The following is a 19,010-nucleotide window of genomic DNA, read 5'->3' as shown; positions in this document are numbered from 1 at the left end:
GCTCAGCTCAGGCCGACTATCTCGCCGTTCTCATCGATATCGATATGGCGATAGGCAGGCAGACTGCCCAGTCCCGGCATGGTCATGATGGGGCCCGCCAGCGCATAGACGAACCCGGCCCCTGCGCAGAGCTTCACCTCGTCGATGGGTACCTCGAAATCGGTCGGTACCCCCTTGAGGGCGGGGTCATGGCTGATGGAGAGCGGCGTCTTGGCCACGCAGATGGGCAAGTGATCCCACCCTTCGGCGGAAAGTTGTGCCAGCTGCTGGCGGGCTCTGTCGGAGAGCTGCACCCCGCGGCCACCGTAACCGCACTCCACCAGGGTCGCCAGCTTGGCGTCGAGGCTCATCTCGTCGGGGTAGAGCAGTTTCACCTTGCTAGGTTGCTCGCAGGCGGCGACCACAGCGCGGGCCAGCTCGCTGGTGCCAGCGCCACCCTGAGTGAAGGCGTTGGAGATAGCCGCGCCACAGGCACCGGCTTGCTGTGCTTCATGGGCCAGCAGCGCCAGTTCGGCCTCGCTGTCGGTGGGGAAGCGGTTGATGGCGACCACCACCGGCACCCCGTAGCGACGGGCGTTCCGGATATGCCAGGCGAGGTTGGCGCAGCCTTGCTTGAGGGTTGGCAGATCTTCCCCCTGCAGGCTGGCTGGCAGCGGTTGGCCCGGGCGGATATCGAGCAGGCCGCTGTTGGCCTTGAGGCCGCGCACCGTGGCCACCAGCACCACGCAGGCGGGGGTAATGCCGGATTGGCGGCTCTTGATGTTGAAGAACTTCTCCAGCCCCATGTCGGAGCCAAAACCTGCCTCGGTCACCACATAATCGGTCAGACCAAGGGCGATGCGATCGGCGATCACCGAGGAGTTGCCGTGGGCGATGTTGGCAAAGGGGCCGGCGTGTACCAGCACCGGCGTCTGCTCGGTGGTCTGCATCAGGGTCGGTTGCAGCGCATCTTTCAGCAGCACCGTCATGGCGCCCGCCACTTCAAGCTGCTCGGCAGTGATGGGCTTACCGTGGACATTGCGGGCCAGCTGGATGCGGCCGATGCGTTGGCGCAGATCTTTCAGATCGCTCGCCAGCGCCAGAATGGCCATCAGCTCGGAGGCGGCGGTGATGACGAAGCGCTCGCCGCGCTCCACACCATCGGCTGCGCCACCTTGACCTATGGTGAGGTGGCGCAGGGCGCGGTCATTCATGTCGAGGGTGCGCGGCCAGAGGATGTTATCGGCATCGATATCGAGCCGCGGCAGGCCGGTTTTGGCGGTGAACTCAGCACCCAGTTTCTGTTCGTGGAACAGGCGGGCATCGAGGGCCGCCGCCGCCAGATTGTGGGCCGCCGTCAGGGCGTGAAAATCGCCGGTGAGGTGAAGGTTCATCTCCTCCATCGGCACCACCTGAGCGTGGCCGCCACCGGCTGCCCCCCCCTTGACCCCGAATACTGGGCCGAGACTCGGCTGGCGGATGGTAGCGATGCTGGGCTGGCCGATATGGTTGAGCCCCATGGAGAGGCCGAGGGTGGTCACCGTCTTCCCTTCACCGAGCGGGGTCGGGGTGATGGCGCTCACCAGTACCAGCTTGCCGCGCTGTTTGGACTGAGACTTGAGCAGGTCGAGGCTGAGCTTGCCTTTGTAGTGGCCATGGGGGCTGAGCAGGTGCTGGGGGATGGCGAGGCGTTCGACCAGCGCGTGAATGGAGAGACGGGGGGACTGGCGGGAGATCTCGATATCGCTTAGCATCAGCACCTCGTTGGCATATCGGGGTAAAATATGCGGCGCAGTCTAGTGGAATATAACGGGTAATCCAATGACGAAAACGATTTTATTTGGTGAGGGTGAGGTTCGTCAGAATCCTGTTCTGCTGGATCTCAACGAACTCTATCATCCCCCCAAGCAGCCGATGACGGCGCTGGGGATTGTCAGTGCGCTGGTGCCACTGTTCGGTTTCGGCTGGCAGGCGATGACCCAGGACCCGGAAACCCAGCTGCGCCACGAGATCCGCAAACGGGTCAACAAGCACAAGACTGACGAGGCAAACCTCATTCTGATCCTGCAGCTGGCCGCCATGTTTGACTGCCCCGAGCTTGAGGTGGCGCTCCCCTATGCCCTCAGTGAGCCGCAGTTGTCGGTGATCCGCACCCGTCTGCCGCGCTGGCAGTTAAGCCTCGAGCAGGAGCGTCTGCTGGCGAAGCTGGTTCCGGCCGCGGCCCCCGGCCAGCGCTAGGGTTCAAGCCGGGCCAGCAGGCCGGACATTCAGGCCGTACCCTCTGCTCTGGCAATCAGGTCGGCGTATCCCACTGTTGCGGGGCGAGATAGCGCTCCTGCACGAACTCGATAAAGCAGCGCACCTTGGCTGAAACGAAGCGGCGGTGCGGATAGACCGCATAGAGCCCCACCTCCCCCTTATCCCACTCCGGCAGCAGGCTCACCAGTTGCCCTTCCCGCAGCGCCTCCCCCACGATAAAGGTGGGCTGCAATATGATGCCCTGATCATCACAAGCGGCGCGGGTCAGCGCCACCCCGTTGTTGGCCCGCAGCGGCCCCTGCGGCCGGATGTTCTGCGCCTCGCTCCCCTGTTTGAAGTGCCACTCCGGCTGGGTCAGGGTATAGACCAGACAGTCGTGCTGCTTGAGATCCTCTGGGCTCTGTGGCGTCCCCTTGTGAGCCAGATAGGCGGGGCTGGCACAGAGTTCCAGTTTGATGGTGGCAAGCTGGCGTGCCACCAGCGAGGAGTCGCTGAGGTGGCCGATCCGCAGCGCCAGATCGAATCCCTCTTCCACCAGTGCCACCCGCCGGTCGCTGTACTCGATATCGAGCTTGAGATCGGGAAAGCGCTGGCGAAACAGCGGCAGGGCGGGGGAGAGGTGCAGATAGCCAAAATCCATCGGCACCGAGAGTTTGAGGGTGCCGTTCGGCTGCTGGTTGTGGTGGGTCAGCTGGCTGTGGGTCTCTTCCAGCTCCGCCAGCAGGGCGAGGGAGCGCTGGTAGTAGAACTGGCCCGCCTCGGTGGGATTGACCTGACGGGTGGTGCGCGACAGCAGCCGGGTGGCGAGGGACTCTTCCAGCTGCTGCATCAGTTTGGAGGCCATGGCGACCGAGATGCCGAGCTGGTTGGCGGCCTTGGTAAAGCTCTGGCACTCCACCACCTTGATAAAGGTGCGCATGGCGGCTATCTGGTCCATTTTCCATCCTCAGTAAATAATGAATTTAATAAATCACTGATTATTCATCTTCAGAACGAGGTTAGCATTTTAGCCACTGATGTGAACCCCAAGATGAAGGAACGAACGGATGAAAATGACCAAGGCTCTGCTGGCCTCCTGCCTGTTTATGGCTACCCCTCTGATGGCGGCGGATTACGATGTGGATGCGGCGCACACCACGGTGCAGTTCAAAGTGGGTCACCTGGGCTTCTCCGAGCTGGTGGGTCGCTTCAACACCTTCAGCGGTACCTTCAGCATGGATGACGCCAACCCGGCTGCGGCCAAGGCGAGCTTTGAAGTGGACGCCGCCAGCGTCGACTCCAACCACGAGGCCCGCGACAAGCACCTGCGCAGCCCTGACTTCCTCGACGTGAAGCAGTATCCCAAGATGACCTTCGTCAGCTCCGCTTACGAGGGCAGCAAGGATAAAGGCGTGCTGAAAGGAACCCTGACCCTGCACGGCATCTCTAAAGAAGTGGCCTTCGATCTGGTGAAGATTGGCGAGGGCAAGGATCCCTGGGGCGGCTACCGCAGTGGCTTCAACGCCTCTACCACCATCAAGCGCAGTGACTTTGGCGTGAGCTACATGCTGCCCGGCATCCCGGACGAGATGAACATCAACCTGTTTGTCGAAGGCGTGCGCAAGTAATGGGCGCGGAACTTCTGCTGCAAACCCTGGCGGCTCCTCTGGGAGCCGCTTTGCTATCGTGGCGCTGGCCGCGACTGGGGTATCTGTGGGGCGCGCTGGCGCTCTGGCTGGTGGGATCCTGGCTCGGCGGCCTCTATGGCATTCCGGCCAAGGCGTGGCAGTGGTTGCCGCTGACCCTGATGGCCCCTGCCATTGCGGCTCAGGTGAGCGATCTGCGCAGTTCGCTGCTGCTTTTTGCGGTGTTCAGCGCGCTGGTGTGGCGGCAGGGATTGGCCTCGGTATTGGCGAGCGAACCCGGGATCTGGTTGGCGTTGCTGCCCGCCATCCTCTGGTTTGGCTGGAGTGGTCTGCGCGGTGACAGCCGCGAGGGGCTGGGTTTTGCTCTCGGCTTTATCTGGCTGGCGCTGGTGATCGGCATCGATGGCAGCCTGCTGATTGCCCAGTTGGCCGGTGCGCTGGCCGCTTTCGCCGGTTTTCGTGCCCTGCTCGCCACCTTTGTTGGCATCAAGGTGGCACCTGCCGGTCTGGCGCTGGCCCTCGCTTTTGTCCAGATGCTCGCCTGGCAATATGTGGAGGTGCCGCTGGTGGTGTTGCTGCCGGTCTGGTTGCTGCCGCTGCTGGAATGGGCGTTGCGTGACAAGCCGTGGCCGCTGCGCTGGGGGGCTCTGATCCTGCTCGCCGCCGCGGGGACCGGACTCAGCCTGTGGTGGGTGTGGCCCGCTGCTTCTTTGTACTGATTTTTGCATGAAAAACAGGCAATTACAGTCATTTTTGCATACCCGCTCATACTCTTGGCAGATAATGATTGAGCCCCCTATGTGTTTCAGATAAAAAGGATTTTCATTTTATTTGGACACACACAGAACCCGGCCGAGCCGGGTTCTGTTTGCCTGCTTTGCGGCACATAAGGAGGCCACAGTTGCGCAGTCAAGGATCTGAGCATCTGTTTTTTCGCCATTTCACCGGACAGGGACGTATCGACGGTCTCTGCATTCTGCTGGTCACTCACCTGCTTCCCGATCGCCCCCGTTTTATCGAAGCGCTTTCCCGGATTGGGCGGATCGGCGCCATTTTGCCCAAACCGAAATCGGTACACGGCCCGACCCTGGAGTGGGTATCCCAACACTATCCGGTGCTGCCCCTCAACCGGCACTGGACCAATGATCCCGACAGCCTCATCCAGCAGATTGCACCGCTGGTGGCCCCCCACGAGCGGCTGCTGATCCTCGATATCGGCGGTTACTTCGCCAGAACCCAGGTGATCTTGAGCGAGTACTTCGGCCCCCGTTTTCTCGGGGTGGTGGAGATGACCGAGAACGGCCATCAGCGCTATGAGCAGGAGGTGCTGGCGACCCCGGTGGTGTCGGTGGCGCGCAGCCCCCTCAAGCAGGCCGAGGATATCCAGATTGGTCTGAGCGTGGTCTACTCCGCCGAGTCGCTGGCCCGCACCCTCAACCGCACCTTCAACGTCTGCGAAGCCGTGTTGTTTGGTTATGGCAAGGTGGGGCGCAGCATCGCCCGCGACCTGCGCTGTCGCAATCTCCATCTCGGGCTGGTCGAAACCGATGTGCTGCGACAGGTGGAAGCGCTCTCCCACGGTTTTCGCTTGATCACCAAGGCCGAGGCGTTGAGCCGTGCCGAGCTGGTGATCTGCTCCACCGGCAATGGCTCGCTGGACTTGGCGGATCTGCAGGCGCTGCGCCCCGGCACCATGGTGGCCTCGGTCACCTCGGCTGACGACGAGTTCGCCTTCTCGCTGGCCCAGCTGCCGTGGCCGAGCGAAGAGGTGTGCCCTCATGTGCTGGCCCTCAACCGGCCGGATGGCAGCCAGATCTACCTGCTCAACCGGGGTGAGGCGGTCAACTTCGTGCATGGTGCCGTGATTGGTGAATACGTCTATCTGGTGCTGGCGGAGATCATGGAAGGGATTCGGATGCTGGCGGCAGGCCCGCTTGCTCCCGGCCTGTTCGAGCTGCCAGAATCGGCGATGCGTACCATTGCCCGCCATTGGCTGGCCGATTTTCATGGTGTTGACCAGCACTGATTTGACCAAACCGGGATCGGCCATTGGGCGGCGGTACGCCACTTTCCGCCATTGGCCGCTTTTTTTATGGAGTCCCTCATGACCGAGTCTGAAACCCTGATCAGCAAACCCCGCATCGAGATCCGCTACTGCACCCTCTGTCGCTGGATGCTACGCGCTGCCTGGCTGGCGCAGGAGCTGCTCTCCACCTTCGACAGTGAGCTGGGAGAGGTGGCGCTGGTGCCGGCCAGCAAGGGGGAGTTCCGCATTCTGGTGGGCGGGGTGCAGGTGTGGGATCGGGTGGTCGATGACGGCTTCCCCGAGGCCAAGGAGATCAAGCAGCGGGTGCGCGATGTTATCGCACCGGAGCGAGATCTCGGCCACTCGGATCGCAAGACGGCCGAGTAACGTCCACCCCGTTGTCTGTAAAACACAAAATAGAAAAAGGAGAGGGAGGCCATGGCCTCTCTCTCCTTTTTTGCATTTGGCTTTTGTTTGGTACCTGCGGGGGCTATGGTCGCGGCTCGGACAGATGGCTGCCGATATAGCGGGCCCGCTTGTGGGGCTTGATGCGGCTCACATCCACCCACACCAGCCCGTCGATGCAGTGGTTGAAGTCGGGGTCGATGCCAAAATCCATAAACTGGACGCCGCCCGGCTCGCACAGCTCGGAATACTGCTTGTAGAGGGTAGGGATGGCGCAGCCCAGATTGTCGAGGCGGGCCTTGAGTGCTTTGAGGTCGGCGCCGTAATCCAACCCTTCGAAAAGAGGCTGCGTCTCGGGGTAGGGACGGCGGGAGGGGGCCAGCGCCAGCTCGGGGGCAAAGTGCTGGCGGTAGAAGCTCACCAGCAGATCCTTGGCCGCCGGTGGCAGGCTGCCGGAGAGCGACACCGGGCCAAACAGGTAGCGGTAGCTGGGATAGCGGGCCAGATAGGCACCGATACCGAACCAGAGATAATCGAGCCCCCGCTTACCCCAGTAGGCGGGCTGGATAAAGCTGCGGCCAAGCTCGATGGCCTGCTCCAGCCGGGGCAGCAGCTTCTCCTCGAAACCGAACAGGGTATGGCTGTAGAGGCCATCCTTCCCCTTGCTGGCCAGCAGCTCCGCCACCGGGGCGAACCGGTAGGCACCGATAATATCGAGCCGGGCCGGATCCCAGAGGATCAGGTGGTGGTAGTCATCGTCAAAACCATCGAGATCCCGCCGCTTGCCAGACCCTTCCCCCACCGCGCGAAAGGCGATCTCCCGCAGTCGCCCCAGCTCGCGCAGGATCACCGAGTGGCTCAGTTCGTGGCGGCGGTAGAGGTAGATCCCCTGACCATCCGGGGTGGTGCCGAGCTGTTCGCACCCCTCGATGGCCTGTTTGAGCTGGCGGCGATCCTCCGGCAGGGCGATGGGGGCCTCGGTCTGCAGCCGTCCCGCCTTGCCCCGGCCAATCCGGTAGAGGTGGCTGCGCACCAGCCGCGCCGCCGTCTTGGCGGGCAGCTCCTGAAAACTGCCGAGCGGAATGCGCGCCCCTATGGTCACCGGCAGGGTCTGCCCCTGCTGGCGAAACAGCTGGCGCACCAGCAACAGGGCGGAAGCGGGCTTGTTGAGCCAGGAGGCGAGATAGAACCAGAGGCTGTTGCGCCCCCCCAGATGGATCGGCACCAGCGGGGTGCGGGTGCGCTGGGCCAGCTTGATAAAGCCTGCCTGCCAGGGGCCATCTTTCACCCCCTTGAGGCCAAGCCGGGAGACTTCACCTGCGGGAAAGATCACCAGCGCCCCTTCATGGGCGAGGTGTTCGTTCATGGCGAGGATGGCCTGTCGATCGGTTTTGCCCGCCATATTGTCCACCGGCAATAGCAAAGGGCGCAGCGGCGCGAGCTGGGCCAGCAGCTGGTTAGCGACGATCTTCACATCGGGGCGGATGCGGCCGAGCAGTTGCAGCAGCGCCAGTCCATCCAGCGAGCCGATGGGATGGTTGGCGACAAGCATGACCCGACCGCTGGCGGGAATGTGCTCCAGCTGTGCCTCGCTGACCCGATAGTCGAAATCGAGCCGGGTCAGCGCCTGCTCGACAAAGTCGAGGCCGCGCAGGTGCGGGTAGCGGGCGGCAAAGTCGGCAAAGGCCCGTTCGTTGAGCAGCCAGCCCAGCAGCCGCTTGCACAGCGGGGTGAGCAGGGGATAGCCAAGCAGGCGAGGGAAGTGCTGGGTCAGCAGGGTATCGATAGTGAACATCTGGGGGCTCCGGCGATCCGTTGTCCCCAGCATGGTGCGGCACTGTTCCCGCAACATGTCAGCGGGATGACAGTTTGATGGCAGCGGCGGCCAGTTGCCCTCGTACTGCGCTCTGTGGTTTCCTTTTCCTGATGGCTGGTGGCCAGATAGCAAAGCGGGGAGCCGGTTAACCGGCTCCCCGCTTGGTGGTCGTGGTAAGGATAGCGACCCGATTAACCGCGCCAGGCCGCGGTGAGGCGCACCAGCTCCACCAGGGTGGCGACCGATTTTTCCATGGATTGCAGCGGGATGAACTCGTGCTTGCCGTGGAAGTTGTGGCCACCGGTGAAGAGGTTGGGGCAGGGCAGACCCATAAAGGAGAGGCGGGCGCCATCGGTACCGCCGCGAATGGGCTTGATCTTCGGCACCACGTCGGCGGCTTCCATGGCGGCCTTGGCCAGCTCGACGATGTGCATGTGCGGCTCAATCTGGCTGCGCATGTTGCGATAGCTGTCGGTCAGGGTCAGCTCGATACGGGCTTTCGGATACTCGGCTTGCAAGGCTGCGACCCGGCTCTGCATCTCGGCCTTGCGCGCGGCGAAACGCTCGTCGTCGAAGTCGCGGATGATGTAGTGCAGGGTGCTCTCCTCCACCGTGCCGCTCATCTGGGCCAGATGGAAGAAGCCCTCATACCCGTCGGTGCACTCCGGGGTCTGCTCGGCAGGCATGGCGGCGTGGAAGCGGGCGGCCAGGGTCTGGCTGTTGATCATGCTGCCCTTGGCGGTGCCGGGGTGGACGTTGTTGCCGACAAAGCGCAGGTTGGCGCTGGCGGCGTTGAAGTTTTCATACTCCAGCTCTCCCAGTTCGCCGCCATCCACGGTATAGGCCCACTTGGCCGGGAATCTCTCCAGCGGGAACAGGTTGGCGCCGCGGCCGATCTCTTCGTCCGGGGTGAAGCCGACCCAGATATCGCCGCGCGGGATCTCGGGGTGGGCTTGCAGGTGGTCGATGGCGGTAAGGATCTCGGCGATACCCGCCTTGTCGTCGGCGCCCAGCAGGGTGGTGCCGTCAGTGGTGATGAGATCCTGACCCAGATAGTTTTTCAGGAAACGGTAGTCACGGATGGCAAGCACCTCGTCACCCTTGCCAAGGCAGATGTCGCCACCCTGATAGTTTTCGATGATCTGGGGTTTGACCTGCTCCGCCTCGTAGTCGGCGGTGTCCATGTGGGCAATCAGGCCGATGGCGGGGGCGTCCGGCTGGTTGCCCGGCAGGCAGCCGGTGAGGTAGCCGTGCTCATCCAGGGTGACCTGGGTCAGCCCCAGCGCCTTCATCTCTTCTTGCAGGGCACGGGCGAAGATCAGCTGGCCTTCGCTGCTGGGGCAGGCAGGATTGGTCTCATCGGAGCGGGTATGAAAAGTCACGTAACGCAGAAAACGCTCAAGCAGGGTATCCATTAGTCAGCCTCTAACCGGTTGTGAGCGGTCATTGTGGCCAATCCGTGCAGGCGACTCATTGCGTCAGCGCAGGTTTTTCCCATTTTTTGACGCAAGGGAAGAGCGGCGAATGTGCGGCGCGCGGGGCAACTTCGGCGAGGGGGGGCGCATAAATTTGGCATTTATTACGATATTTAGGCACTGGCGGTCACGGCTAAATTCCCCTTGGCCACCGCACAGCAAGGCATCAGCCCCATCATGGCGTTTTCACACACTTTTCAAGGGGAAAGCGGGCTGTCGCATAACCTGCGCCATCCCAGAGCCCGCCTGCCCGCCAGCAAGATTTGATCGACTTATTAAAAGGGGATTTTGAACACTATTTTTTATTGTCACCGCCTGCGGTAAGTGTGTACACTCCGCGCCGATCCAAGGGCAACCCTGAAGCAGGCAGAGCCGCCAGAAACCCGACCGATCATACGCCTATAGGGCGAGGCACGCAGAAACGACAGACACTGCTGGGGAATGGTTTCTTTAATACCGGTTAGGCTCCGGTATCAGGGAGAACAACAGACTCTCATCCTTCATTTGACCGAGTGGGCCACCGGCTCATCATCTTCCCTTGTCATGGGCGGTCACTGACGGTGAGGTGGGCTGTGGTTGTTGTCGTCTATCAACACGCATGCGTGCTGGCGCCTTCGCTTCTCTTCCTTGGAACCCTCTCCTTCTGTCGGGATCGCTGCCGAATGATGAACTGACGGCGTGGCTGATGTCGTCTGTCATCAAAGTACCGCGGCGCCCCGTTTAAGGTGGCACCGCATACCGTTGAGCTTGATGTAAAGCCACCAGCCCCACATCAAGACTCGTTACTTCCCCAAGATCCACCAGGCAGCCTCTGGCTTGCCGCGATGTGCAAAGCGTTGGTTAGTGTGGCTGCGTCTCGTGATGGCAGCACCCGCCGCACTCTGCACTAGATGGTCTGGATGTGATTGAGGGTAACGAAGGCGACTCTGGGTCGCTCATTTGCGAGGCATAGCCCATGACTAACTGGTCCAGCAAGGACTCCTTGAAGGTCTACAACGTTCCCTACTGGGGTGCGGGTTTTTTCAATATCAATGACGCCGGTCATGTGACCGTCGCCCCCGACAAATCACGCCCTGACGCGCATATTGTCATCTCTGATGCCATCGAACAGCTGCGTCAGTCCGGGCTGACCACCCCCGTGTTGCTGCGCTTCCCCGATATCCTCAAGAGTCGGGTCGATGCGCTGTTCAACGCCTTTGGTCAGGCCATCGAGAAGTCAGGCTATGAAGGGGACTACCTCTGCGTTTACCCGATCAAGGTAAACCAGCAGCGTCGTGTCATCGAGACCATCAGCCAGTCCTACAACGACAAGCCCCGGCTTGGCCTGGAAGCTGGTTCCAAACCGGAACTGCTGGCCGTGCTGTCCCATCACCATGAGCAAGGCTCGGTGATCGTCTGCAACGGTTACAAAGACCGCGAATATATCCGCCACGCCCTGCTGGGCAACCTGATGGGCCACAAGGTCTACATCGTGGTGGAGAAGCCCTCCGAGCTGGAAATGGTGCTGGACGAGTCAGCTCGTCTCAACATCAAGCCCAACATCGGGGTGCGTGCCAAGCTCGCTTCCACCGGCTCCGGCATGTGGGAATCGAGCGGCGGCTCCATGTCCAAATTCGGTCTCTCCGCCTCCCAGATCCTGGCGCTGATCGAGCGTCTGCGCGGGCTGGGCAAGCTGGACTGCCTGCAACTGCTGCACTTCCATCTGGGTTCCCAGATCGCCAACATCCGCGACATTCAGGGCGGCATCCGCGAGTGCGGCCGTTTCTACGCTGAATTGCGTCGCCTCGGTGCCAACATTGAGGTAGTGGATGTGGGCGGCGGCCTGGGCGTGGACTACGAGGGAACCCGTTCCCAGAGCCACTGCTCCGCCAACTACAGCCTCTCCGAGTACGCCAACAACGTGGTGTGGGGCATCGGCGATGTCTGCCGCGAGTTCGACCTGCCGCACCCGACCATCATCAGCGAGTCTGGCCGTGCCCTGACCGCCCACCACGCCGTGCTGGTTACCAATATCATTGGTGCCGAAGGGGTGGAGATGAACGACATCAGCGCACCGGGCGAAGATGCACCGACCATTCTGCAGAACATGTGGCAAGGCTGGCTGGATCTGCGCAGCGAAGATCCCTCCCTGCTGGAGATCTTCCACGACTCGGTGGCTGATCTGGGTGACGTGAATACCCAGTACACCATGGGCCTGCTCAACCTTGAGCAACGTGCCTGGGCCGAGATGCTGCACCAGAACACCTGTCTGGCGCTGAAAGAGCTGCTCAACCCGGTCAACCGCAACCACCGCGCGCTGGCTGACGAACTGAGTGAAAAGCTGGCGGACAAGTGCTTTGCCAACTTCTCCCTGTTCCAGTCCCTGCCGGATGCCTGGGGTATCGGTCAGGTGTTCCCGGTGATGCCGCTGGCTGGCCTCGAGCGTCCGCTCACCCGTCGCGGTATCCTGATGGATATCACCTGCGACTCCGACGGTCAGGTCGAGCACTACGTCGACGGTCTGGGGGTCGAGAGCACCCTGCCGATGCCGGTCTACGGCGAGAACGAAGAGTGCCACGTCGGCTTCTTCCTGGTCGGTGCCTATCAGGAGATCCTGGGCGATCTGCACAACCTGTTCGGTGACACCCACTGCGCGGAAGTGTGGCTGGACGAGGAGGGCAAGATGGACATTCGCAACGTGGTACGCGGCGACACCGTCGATCAGCTGCTGCGTTACGTCAACATCGACCCGTCCGTTATCCGCGAGAACTATCAGCGGATCGCTTCCCACCCGGCGCTGGACGACGCAACCCGCAAAGCCCTGCTCGACGAGCTGGAGCTGGGCTTGCAAGGCTACGCCTATCTGGAAGACGAATAAGCCTCTGGCTTGTTCGCCCCGTCGATGAAAACCACATGACGGGAATGAAAAAACGGCGCCTGCGGGCGCCGTTTTTGTTGCCGGGGGGCCATCCGGCGATATGACGGGGCGCTCGACCCATCTTCATTCGGATAACCTATGGTGGCTCAGGGCATCCGCAGGCCACAGATCTGGCAGATATCTGTCCCTTGCAGCCGCTTCCCTTGATCTGCATCAAGCTTGAACCTCGGTGGTTATTTTACGGTCAGGAGTGATGTTGATGGGATGTAACAAAAGGATGTGCATATGGAACTGAAAAGGGACCCGAGATGCTATACCGACGTCTGTATCGACGGTAAGTGGTATCACTACGACCACTGCAGCACCAACGTCTACATGCTGATGGGGGGCGCCGCGCCGAGCCTTCAGCTCGCTTATGAGCCCAGCAGCGAAGAGGAGCTGATTGAGATGCTCCAGCAGTTGGCCCGCTTCTGAGTCACAAGATTAACGCCTCGCCATATGGCCATCGGGCACGTTGCCACGATGGCCACCACTCTTTACCGCTGCACCTAATCACGGCGAGTTTTTTTGCCAAATAGCCCCTTGCCTAGCTCCAGCATGGCGACGGCCGCGGCGTAGCTGCTGTCCGACTTGCCAATCTCATCCGCCACGTAGAGAAAGTTGGATTGGTACTTCTCGACGGCCTCTCGCGGGCTGGTTGCGTCAATAAAGTCCTCTTCCACCTCGAATCCTTGGGTCAGCAGTGCCGCCTTTTCACTCAGAAAAGTCGGAGATGCCATGTCGATAAAGGTGTATTGCTGCCGATTGGACGCCGGAACGGTAAAAAACTGGTATCTGGCCATGGATAAATCCTCGCTTGAAGCGGGTGATGGATGAGGTGACGCTGGTTTTAATCTGTGGCTCGCAGGCGGCTTGGTTTCCCTCGACATCGCACACAGTGCGCGTCAAGAATGCCGCATTTTGTTTTCGTTCGAGACTACTTTGTTGGCGTCTGCCCGGCAAGTGGGGCGCAGGGATTTTCTGGATGATCCGTGCAACTGAGGCGTTGTGGGCAGGCGTGAGGTCGGGGTAATGCCGGGCTCATATTGAGCCCGGCTTGTCAGCGTTCTGTCACAGCACGAAGCTCTGCACCATGGCGCGCAGCTGTTCGGTGAGCTGGTGGATCTGGCGGGCGGCGTCGCGGGCGGCGTTGGCCACTTGCAGCGCCTCGTCGCTGCCATCCGAGATGCGCACCACGTTGCGTTCGATCTCGTTGACCACCGCGCCCTGCTGCTCGATGGCGCTGGCGATGATGGCGTTGGTATCGACCATCCGATCCACCTTCTCGGTGATGGCGCCAAAGGCCTGTTGCGCCTCCTGCGCCAGACCGACCCCCTCCTGCGCTTCATGGCTGGCCGCCGACATGGCGGTGACCGAGGCGCGGGCGCCGGATTGCAGCTGTTCGATCATCTGCTGGATCTCGACGGTGGCGCCCTGGGTGCGGTTGGCAAGAGACCGCACCTCGTCGGCCACTACCGCAAAGCCGCGACCCTGTTCACCGGCTCGGGCCGCTTCGATGGCGGCGTTGAGGGCCAGCAGATTGGTCTGTTCGGCGATTCCGCGGATCACGCTGATGACGCCGCCAATCTGGCTGCACTGCTGTTCCAGTTGGCCGATGGTCTCGGCGGTGCGCAACACCTCGCGGTTGATATGGTCGATGGCCTTGATGGTGCGCTCCACCACATCCTCGCCCTGACCGACCACGTTCTGTGCCTCCTGGGTCATGCGGGCAGCTTGCAGGGCGTTGCCCGCCATGTCCTGTGAGGTGGCGGCCAGCTCCTTGATGGCGGTGGCGACCTGATGGGTCTCCCCTTGCTGATCGGCAATCACCTCCTGCGAGCGGCAGGTGCGCGCTTCGATCTCGGTGGCGCTCTCCACCACGGTGACGCCATTCTCCCGCACCCGCAGCATCAGGGTGCGCAGGGTCTCCAGCGTTACGTTGTAATCCCGGCTGATGGCGGCCAGCTCGTCCTGACCGACGATCTCGATATGCTGGCTGAGATCCTGGGCGTTGACCCGGGCGGCAATATCACGCACTCGCGCCACGGTTTCGCGCAGGGAGAGATAGGCGCCGATCATCAGGTAGAGGTAGAGCAGCAAGCTGGCGGTCAGTGGCGCGGTGACCCACCAGAAGTGGCGTTGGTTGGCGGCCAGCCGCTGACGCAGATCGGCCTCCAGCCGCTGGCGTACATGGCCTGCCAGCGCGGTGATGGCTTCGTCCATCTTATCCCCCAGTGCTTGCACCTCCTTGGTGGAGAGCTGCACCAGCTGATCCTTCATCATCTTGTTTTCCATGGTCTCGACCCCCTGACGCACCAGCTGCATCAGGGCATCGGTCTGCTGACCCAGCTCGGCGCGGTAGGCCGGTTCGATCTGGTAGAGCAGGGTCAGGTCGGCCTCCAGCTCCTGCAGAGTGGCGCTGATCAGGTCAAGACGAAAACGCAGGCCGCTGTAGCCTTCTGCCTGAAACAGGCCGAAGTCGGCGATGGTGGCGGCGCGATCCCGCACCTGGGCCAGCAGGTCGCGCAGTTGCGGCAACCGCTCGCTGGCGAGGATCACCATGTAGTAGGTACCGAGCGCCGGATCCTGGATCAGGCTGCTGGCGGCGGTGATGTGCTTGTAGAGGTGGCGCACCTCGGTCAGCAGTTTGTCGTGGCGCAGGTTGCTCTGTTCCACCTCCAGCTTGCCCGCGTCACTCTGCAGGGCGGCCCAGCCCTGCTGGATCACCTCAAAGGAGGGGTTGTTCTGGCGGGTGTCGGCAAAGGCCTGCAGGCTCAGCTCCACCGCTTGTGCGGCTGTCTTGAGCTGATCGTCACCGACCGGATCCACCTCATAGGCATGGCGGGTCATCAGATTGCGATGGGTGAGCAGGGCCTGTTCGATGGCGGGAATAGGGGCGAGATTGACCACGCCAGCCAGCTCCCGGTTGGCCTGCGCGTTGTCATCCTGCAGCCGCCCCAGCAGGTTGGTCATGCTGTAGGCCAGTGGCAACAGCATCAGGCAGGACCAGAGCAGGAATTTGTATTTGAAGGAGAGCTGATTGCCCAGCCGGATGGCCGGGTTGAAAATCCATTTCATATGAGGCCTCGATACCCGATAGGACGGGTCTATGCGGTGATGCCTGAATAGTACTCTGCGCAGGCCCCCTTGGGGGAGGCCGCATTGCAAGTTGTGATCTCTTTGGCTTTTTGCCCAGACGCATCCTCTGACGCAATAGAAAACGGGCCACCCGAAGGTGACCCGTTGTTGATGAAGGCATGTCCGGTTGCAACCGATCAGTTGAACGCCAGGAAGGGCGAGACACAGAGCAGCAGGCCGGTGACGATGATGATGTAAAGGGAGGTGCCCTTGTACTTGTGCAGCGCCGGTACCTGATAGACCAGATAGGCCGGGATGAGGCAACCCACCATGCCGAAGATGGGGCTGCAGATGGAGGTGAAGCTCAGTACCGGTGCGTTGAGCACGATGGCGCCCCAGGAGAGCATGACGGTAAACACCATGATCCCTTTGCCTACCAGACCCTTGTTGATGCGGTTTTCCGGCATCACGCGGCGCAGCAGGTTCATCGCCAGACCCTGACAGGCTTCACGGAAACCGAGGTAAACGCCGAAGTAGGCGGTCATCACCGCGAAGATGTTGAGGGTCAGGCTCAAGAGCTTGAGGGTCTGGCCAGGCATGCCCTGGGCCACCAGGGCCAGTGCGGAGATGTTCTCCTCGGAGGCTTTGACCGCCTGATCGTGACCCATCGCCAGGGTGAAGGAGACCGCGTAGAAGAACACCACCACGAACAGGATGCCGAAGGCGATGTTCATGGCGCGCATCGCCTTGAAGCGAGCCACTTCCAGCGACTTCTCCCGGGAGCGGTAGGAGATCACCATGGGGCTCAGGCTCTGGATAAAGAGGATGGAGGTGAGGGTGAAGGGGAGCATGATGATGGCATCCTTCATCCAGTCACCGGCAGCGGGCATGGCGGTGATGTTGGCCGCATCCCACTTGTCCACCATCATCAGGCCGAGCACGGCCACCACGGTGATCTTGGTCAGCACCATAAAGGTGGAGATCTTGAACAGCATGTTCTCGCCGCGCGATGCCAGTGCCACCAGACCGCAGATCAGCACCAGACCGTAGAGCGGGTTTTCGGAGAGCAGGCCGTCGGTGACGCCGAAGCTCTGCAGGAAGGAGGCGCTGTCATTGGTGATGGCGGTGGAGTAGACGAAGACCCAGATCACCAGCATCACGAAGTAGAGGGCGCCGAGCAGCATGCCCCAGTTCTTGCCGAGGTAACCGGTGATAACGCTGGGGTAATCCTTGCACTCCGGCGAGGTGGCCAGGGTGTTGATAAAGAGGCGCTGGAACATGTACATGGCCGGGTAGCCGATCACCGCAGAGAGCAGAAAGACCCACAAGCCCATCAGACCCACCTGTACCGGCAGGAAGACGATCCCTGCGCCGATGGCCATGCCGATGCTCATGATGATCCAGCCCCAGTCGGTGCTGTCGAAGCGAACCGCTTCTTTCCATTCCAGGGTGCCTATCGCGGGGCTGGTGAGAGTAGTGCTGTGCGCGTCCATTAAAACCTTCTTTTTTGTAGGGATGTGGGAAAGCGGCGCAAATATAGTTGAATGAATGCGTTGCAAACAATGCCCAAGACGATACTTTTGTTCAAATCAGGACCGTGATCACGGTTTGCATTGAGGCCGGCGATGTCTTTTTACGCCATTTTTGTATCTTTTTGTTGAATGGATAAAATAAAAAGCAAATAATGTTGAGCGAAAAGAGATTCATGATTGCAAAAAAAATTGCATAAATAGGAGTGGCTATATGAAAAGCATCATCACAGCAGCAGCGGCACCTGACGCTATCGGTCCCTACAGCCATGGCACTGCCTACGGCGATCTCATCTTCACTTCAGGTCAGCTGCCGGTCTGCAAACAGTTGGGCGGCGTGGTCGAAGGGGGCATTGCTGCCCAGACCCGCCAGTCACTGGAGAACCTGAAATCCGTGCTGGAAGCCGCAGGTGGCTCGCTGGATACCGTGCTCAAGACCACTTGCTACCTCGCCGAGATCAGCGATTTTTCCGCGTTCAACGAGGTCTATAAAGCCTATTTCCAGAAAGATTGTCCGGCGCGCAGCTGCTTTGCAGTGAAAGATCTGCCGATGGGCGTCAAGGTTGAAGTGGAAGCGATCGCCCATATCGCTCGTTAATGCTGATAAAAAGGTTCAAGTGATGAAACAAGCGTGGCAGCAGTATCTGCAGATTATTCAACAGGTTGTCAAACCAGCGCTGGGTTGTACCGAGCCAATCGCCGCCGCCTATGCCGCGGCTGTCGCCGCCCGGCAGTTGGGCTGTGAGCCCCGCGGCCTCGAGGTCGCGGTGTCGGATAATCTCTACAAAAACTCGATGGGTGTCTATGTACCGGGCACCGGCAAGATCGGTCTGGCCATCGCGGCTGCCGCCGGTGCCATCGGCGGTAACGCCGACGCCGGACTGGAGGTGCTGGCCGCCATTCAGCCCGAGCAAGTAATCACTGCCCAGGGGCTGATCGATGCCGGCAACGTGCAGGTGAGCCGCACCGCTGCCCCCGAGTTTATCTTCTGCCGCGTGACCGTTTATGGCACGGATGAAAATGGTGAAGAGCACAGCGCCGAAGTGACCCTGTGTGGCGGCCATACCCGCATCGTCGAGCAGCGTCGCGATGGCGAGGTGACCTTCACCGCAGATCAGAGCCAGAGCGGTGCCACCGGTTCCATCTGCGATGGCGTCGATATCAGCATCGCCACCATCTACGAGTTCGCCACCCAGGTGGAGTTCGAGCAGATCAAGTTCATCCTCAAGGCCTCCGAGCTCAACGGCAAGCTCTCTGCCGAGGGGATGAACAACCCCTATGGCCTGGAGATCGGCCGCACCATGCAGCAGAACATCGATGCCGGCCTCATCGGCGAGGATGTGATGAACCGCATCGTGATGATGACGGCGGCGGCCTCCGATGCCCGCATGGGGGGCGCGACCCTGCCAGCCATGAGCAACTTCGGCAGCGGCAACCAGGGCATTGCCGCCACCATTCCGGTGATGGTGATTGCCGAGCGCTTTGCGGCCAGCGAAGAGCAGCTGGCTCGCGCCCTTATCATGAGCCATCTGGGCGCCATCTATATCAAGTCCCACTATCCACCGCTGTCGGCCTTCTGTGGCAACACCGTGACCAGCGCGGCCGCCTCCATGGCCATGGTCTATCTGGCGGGCGGCAGCTTCGAGCAATCCTGCTTCGCCATCCAGAACGTGCTGAGCGACAGTGCCGGTATGGTGTGCGACGGGGCGAAAGCCTCCTGCGCCATGAAGGTGAGTACCTCCTCCGGCGCGGCGGTACGCGGCTTCCTGATGGCCCTCAACAGCCACTCGGTGTCGGGTCAGGGAATTGTGGCAGGCAATGTGGATCAGACCATCCGCAACGTCGGTCAGATGGTGAAGGAAGGCATGTCTGCCACAGACACCACCATTATTGATATCATGTCCGCCTGATGTCCCTGTCGG

16 protein-coding genes are annotated in these 19,010 nt (G+C 61.2%); 9 read left to right on the top strand and 7 right to left on the bottom strand.

Annotated features, from left to right (window positions below; translation table 11 throughout):
- Positions 1–2: 2 nt before the first annotated feature.
- Positions 3–1,733, bottom strand: coding sequence for a formate--tetrahydrofolate ligase (locus tag PG888_RS02495; RefSeq protein ID WP_182937869.1), 1,731 nt, complete (start codon positions 1,731–1,733; stop codon positions 3–5).
- Between the two features lie 67 nt (positions 1,734–1,800).
- Here PG888_RS02495 and PG888_RS02490 point away from each other — a divergent pair, with 67 nt between their 5' ends.
- Positions 1,801–2,217: a hypothetical protein gene (locus PG888_RS02490; protein ID WP_163129552.1), complete on the top strand. Its 417-nt coding sequence runs from the start codon at positions 1,801–1,803 to the stop codon at positions 2,215–2,217.
- Between the two features lie 55 nt (positions 2,218–2,272).
- Here PG888_RS02490 and PG888_RS02485 read toward each other — a convergent pair whose 3' ends face one another.
- Positions 2,273–3,175, bottom strand: a complete 903-nt coding sequence (locus PG888_RS02485) for a LysR family transcriptional regulator (protein ID WP_182937868.1) — start codon at positions 3,173–3,175, stop codon at positions 2,273–2,275.
- Between the two features lie 109 nt (positions 3,176–3,284).
- On the opposite strand from PG888_RS02485, the gene PG888_RS02480 reads away from it, so the two are divergent.
- The 4 genes from PG888_RS02480 to PG888_RS02465 all read left to right on the top strand — a co-directional run bounded on the left by PG888_RS02480 (position 3,285) and on the right by PG888_RS02465 (position 6,276).
- Positions 3,285–3,845, top strand: a complete 561-nt coding sequence (locus PG888_RS02480; protein WP_182937867.1) for a YceI family protein — start codon at positions 3,285–3,287, stop codon at positions 3,843–3,845.
- Positions 3,845–4,582, top strand: a complete 738-nt coding sequence (locus PG888_RS02475) for a hypothetical protein (RefSeq protein WP_182937866.1) — start codon at positions 3,845–3,847, stop codon at positions 4,580–4,582. Before PG888_RS02480 ends, PG888_RS02475 begins: the two co-directional genes overlap by 1 nt.
- A gap of 182 nt (positions 4,583–4,764) precedes the next feature.
- On the top strand, positions 4,765–5,889 hold the full coding sequence (locus PG888_RS02470) for an adenosylhomocysteinase (protein WP_058052119.1): 1,125 nt from the start codon (positions 4,765–4,767) through the stop codon (positions 5,887–5,889).
- Positions 5,890–5,967: 78 nt separating this feature from the next.
- Positions 5,968–6,276, top strand: a complete 309-nt coding sequence (locus tag PG888_RS02465; protein ID WP_182937865.1) for a SelT/SelW/SelH family protein — start codon at positions 5,968–5,970, stop codon at positions 6,274–6,276.
- Positions 6,277–6,379: 103 nt separating this feature from the next.
- Here PG888_RS02465 and PG888_RS02460 read toward each other — a convergent pair whose 3' ends face one another.
- Complete coding sequence (locus PG888_RS02460; protein WP_182937864.1) at positions 6,380–8,089, bottom strand: lysophospholipid acyltransferase family protein; 1,710 nt, start codon at positions 8,087–8,089, stop codon at positions 6,380–6,382.
- A 212-nt stretch (positions 8,090–8,301) separates the two neighbouring features.
- Positions 8,302–9,525, bottom strand: a complete 1,224-nt coding sequence (gene pepT / locus PG888_RS02455; protein WP_182937863.1) for a peptidase T — start codon at positions 9,523–9,525, stop codon at positions 8,302–8,304.
- A 1,015-nt stretch (positions 9,526–10,540) separates the two neighbouring features.
- Here pepT and speA point away from each other — a divergent pair.
- Entirely contained in the window at positions 10,541–12,442 is a 1,902-nt protein-coding gene (gene speA / locus PG888_RS02450; RefSeq protein WP_270692781.1) for a biosynthetic arginine decarboxylase, read from the top strand.
- A 285-nt stretch (positions 12,443–12,727) separates the two neighbouring features.
- Positions 12,728–12,916, top strand: coding sequence for a hypothetical protein (locus PG888_RS02445; protein ID WP_042655959.1), 189 nt, complete (start codon positions 12,728–12,730; stop codon positions 12,914–12,916).
- A gap of 74 nt (positions 12,917–12,990) precedes the next feature.
- Here PG888_RS02445 and PG888_RS02440 read toward each other — a convergent pair whose 3' ends face one another.
- The 3 genes from PG888_RS02440 to PG888_RS02430 all read right to left on the bottom strand — a co-directional run bounded on the left by PG888_RS02440 (position 12,991) and on the right by PG888_RS02430 (position 17,052).
- Positions 12,991–13,284 carry a hypothetical protein gene (locus PG888_RS02440; RefSeq protein WP_182937862.1) on the bottom strand — a complete coding sequence of 98 codons (294 nt, stop codon included), beginning with the start codon at positions 13,282–13,284 and terminating at the stop codon, positions 12,991–12,993.
- 268 nt (positions 13,285–13,552) lie between these two features.
- Positions 13,553–15,559 (bottom strand): methyl-accepting chemotaxis protein, encoded by a 2,007-nt coding sequence (locus PG888_RS02435; protein ID WP_182937861.1) that lies wholly within the window; start codon positions 15,557–15,559, stop codon positions 13,553–13,555.
- A 197-nt stretch (positions 15,560–15,756) separates the two neighbouring features.
- Complete coding sequence (locus PG888_RS02430; RefSeq protein WP_042655962.1) at positions 15,757–17,052, bottom strand: amino acid permease; 1,296 nt, start codon at positions 17,050–17,052, stop codon at positions 15,757–15,759.
- A gap of 250 nt (positions 17,053–17,302) precedes the next feature.
- Here PG888_RS02430 and PG888_RS02425 point away from each other — a divergent pair, with 250 nt between their 5' ends.
- Both PG888_RS02425 and PG888_RS02420 read left to right on the top strand, forming a co-directional pair.
- The gene (locus tag PG888_RS02425) at positions 17,303–17,686 is read left to right on the top strand and encodes a Rid family detoxifying hydrolase (protein ID WP_182937860.1); all 384 of its coding nucleotides are present in this window, start codon (positions 17,303–17,305) and stop codon (positions 17,684–17,686) included.
- 22 nt (positions 17,687–17,708) lie between these two features.
- Positions 17,709–18,998 (top strand): L-cysteine desulfidase family protein, encoded by a 1,290-nt coding sequence (locus PG888_RS02420; RefSeq protein WP_182937859.1) that lies wholly within the window; start codon positions 17,709–17,711, stop codon positions 18,996–18,998.
- Positions 18,999–19,010: the final 12 nt, after the last annotated feature.

Origin of the sequence: Aeromonas sp. QDB23, from assembly GCF_027707745.1 — a bacterium.
Lineage (GTDB): Bacteria > Pseudomonadota > Gammaproteobacteria > Enterobacterales > Aeromonadaceae > Aeromonas > Aeromonas allosaccharophila.
The sequence above is the reverse complement of the archived record's forward strand: the minus strand, read 5'-3'. Positions and strand labels throughout refer to the sequence as shown.

Bases quoted from the DNA above. Each gene is read 5' to 3' on its own strand.
- PG888_RS02495 (WP_182937869.1), bottom strand. From the start codon at position 1,733: ATGCTAAGCGATATCGAGATCTCCCGCCAGTCCCCCCGTCTCTCCATT.
- PG888_RS02490 (WP_163129552.1), top strand. From the start codon at position 1,801: ATGACGAAAACGATTTTATTTGGTGAGGGTGAGGTTCGTCAGAATCCT.
- PG888_RS02485 (WP_182937868.1), bottom strand. From the start codon at position 3,175: ATGGACCAGATAGCCGCCATGCGCACCTTTATCAAGGTGGTGGAGTGC.
- PG888_RS02480 (WP_182937867.1), top strand. From the start codon at position 3,285: ATGAAAATGACCAAGGCTCTGCTGGCCTCCTGCCTGTTTATGGCTACC.
- PG888_RS02475 (WP_182937866.1), top strand. From the start codon at position 3,845: ATGGGCGCGGAACTTCTGCTGCAAACCCTGGCGGCTCCTCTGGGAGCC.
- PG888_RS02465 (WP_182937865.1), top strand. From the start codon at position 5,968: ATGACCGAGTCTGAAACCCTGATCAGCAAACCCCGCATCGAGATCCGC.
- PG888_RS02460 (WP_182937864.1), bottom strand. From the start codon at position 8,089: ATGTTCACTATCGATACCCTGCTGACCCAGCACTTCCCTCGCCTGCTT.
- pepT (WP_182937863.1), bottom strand. From the start codon at position 9,525: ATGGATACCCTGCTTGAGCGTTTTCTGCGTTACGTGACTTTTCATACC.
- speA (WP_270692781.1), top strand. From the start codon at position 10,541: ATGACTAACTGGTCCAGCAAGGACTCCTTGAAGGTCTACAACGTTCCC.
- PG888_RS02445 (WP_042655959.1), top strand. From the start codon at position 12,728: ATGGAACTGAAAAGGGACCCGAGATGCTATACCGACGTCTGTATCGAC.
- PG888_RS02440 (WP_182937862.1), bottom strand. From the start codon at position 13,284: ATGGCCAGATACCAGTTTTTTACCGTTCCGGCGTCCAATCGGCAGCAA.
- PG888_RS02435 (WP_182937861.1), bottom strand. From the start codon at position 15,559: ATGAAATGGATTTTCAACCCGGCCATCCGGCTGGGCAATCAGCTCTCC.
- PG888_RS02430 (WP_042655962.1), bottom strand. From the start codon at position 17,052: ATGGACGCGCACAGCACTACTCTCACCAGCCCCGCGATAGGCACCCTG.
- PG888_RS02425 (WP_182937860.1), top strand. From the start codon at position 17,303: ATGAAAAGCATCATCACAGCAGCAGCGGCACCTGACGCTATCGGTCCC.
- PG888_RS02420 (WP_182937859.1), top strand. From the start codon at position 17,709: ATGAAACAAGCGTGGCAGCAGTATCTGCAGATTATTCAACAGGTTGTC.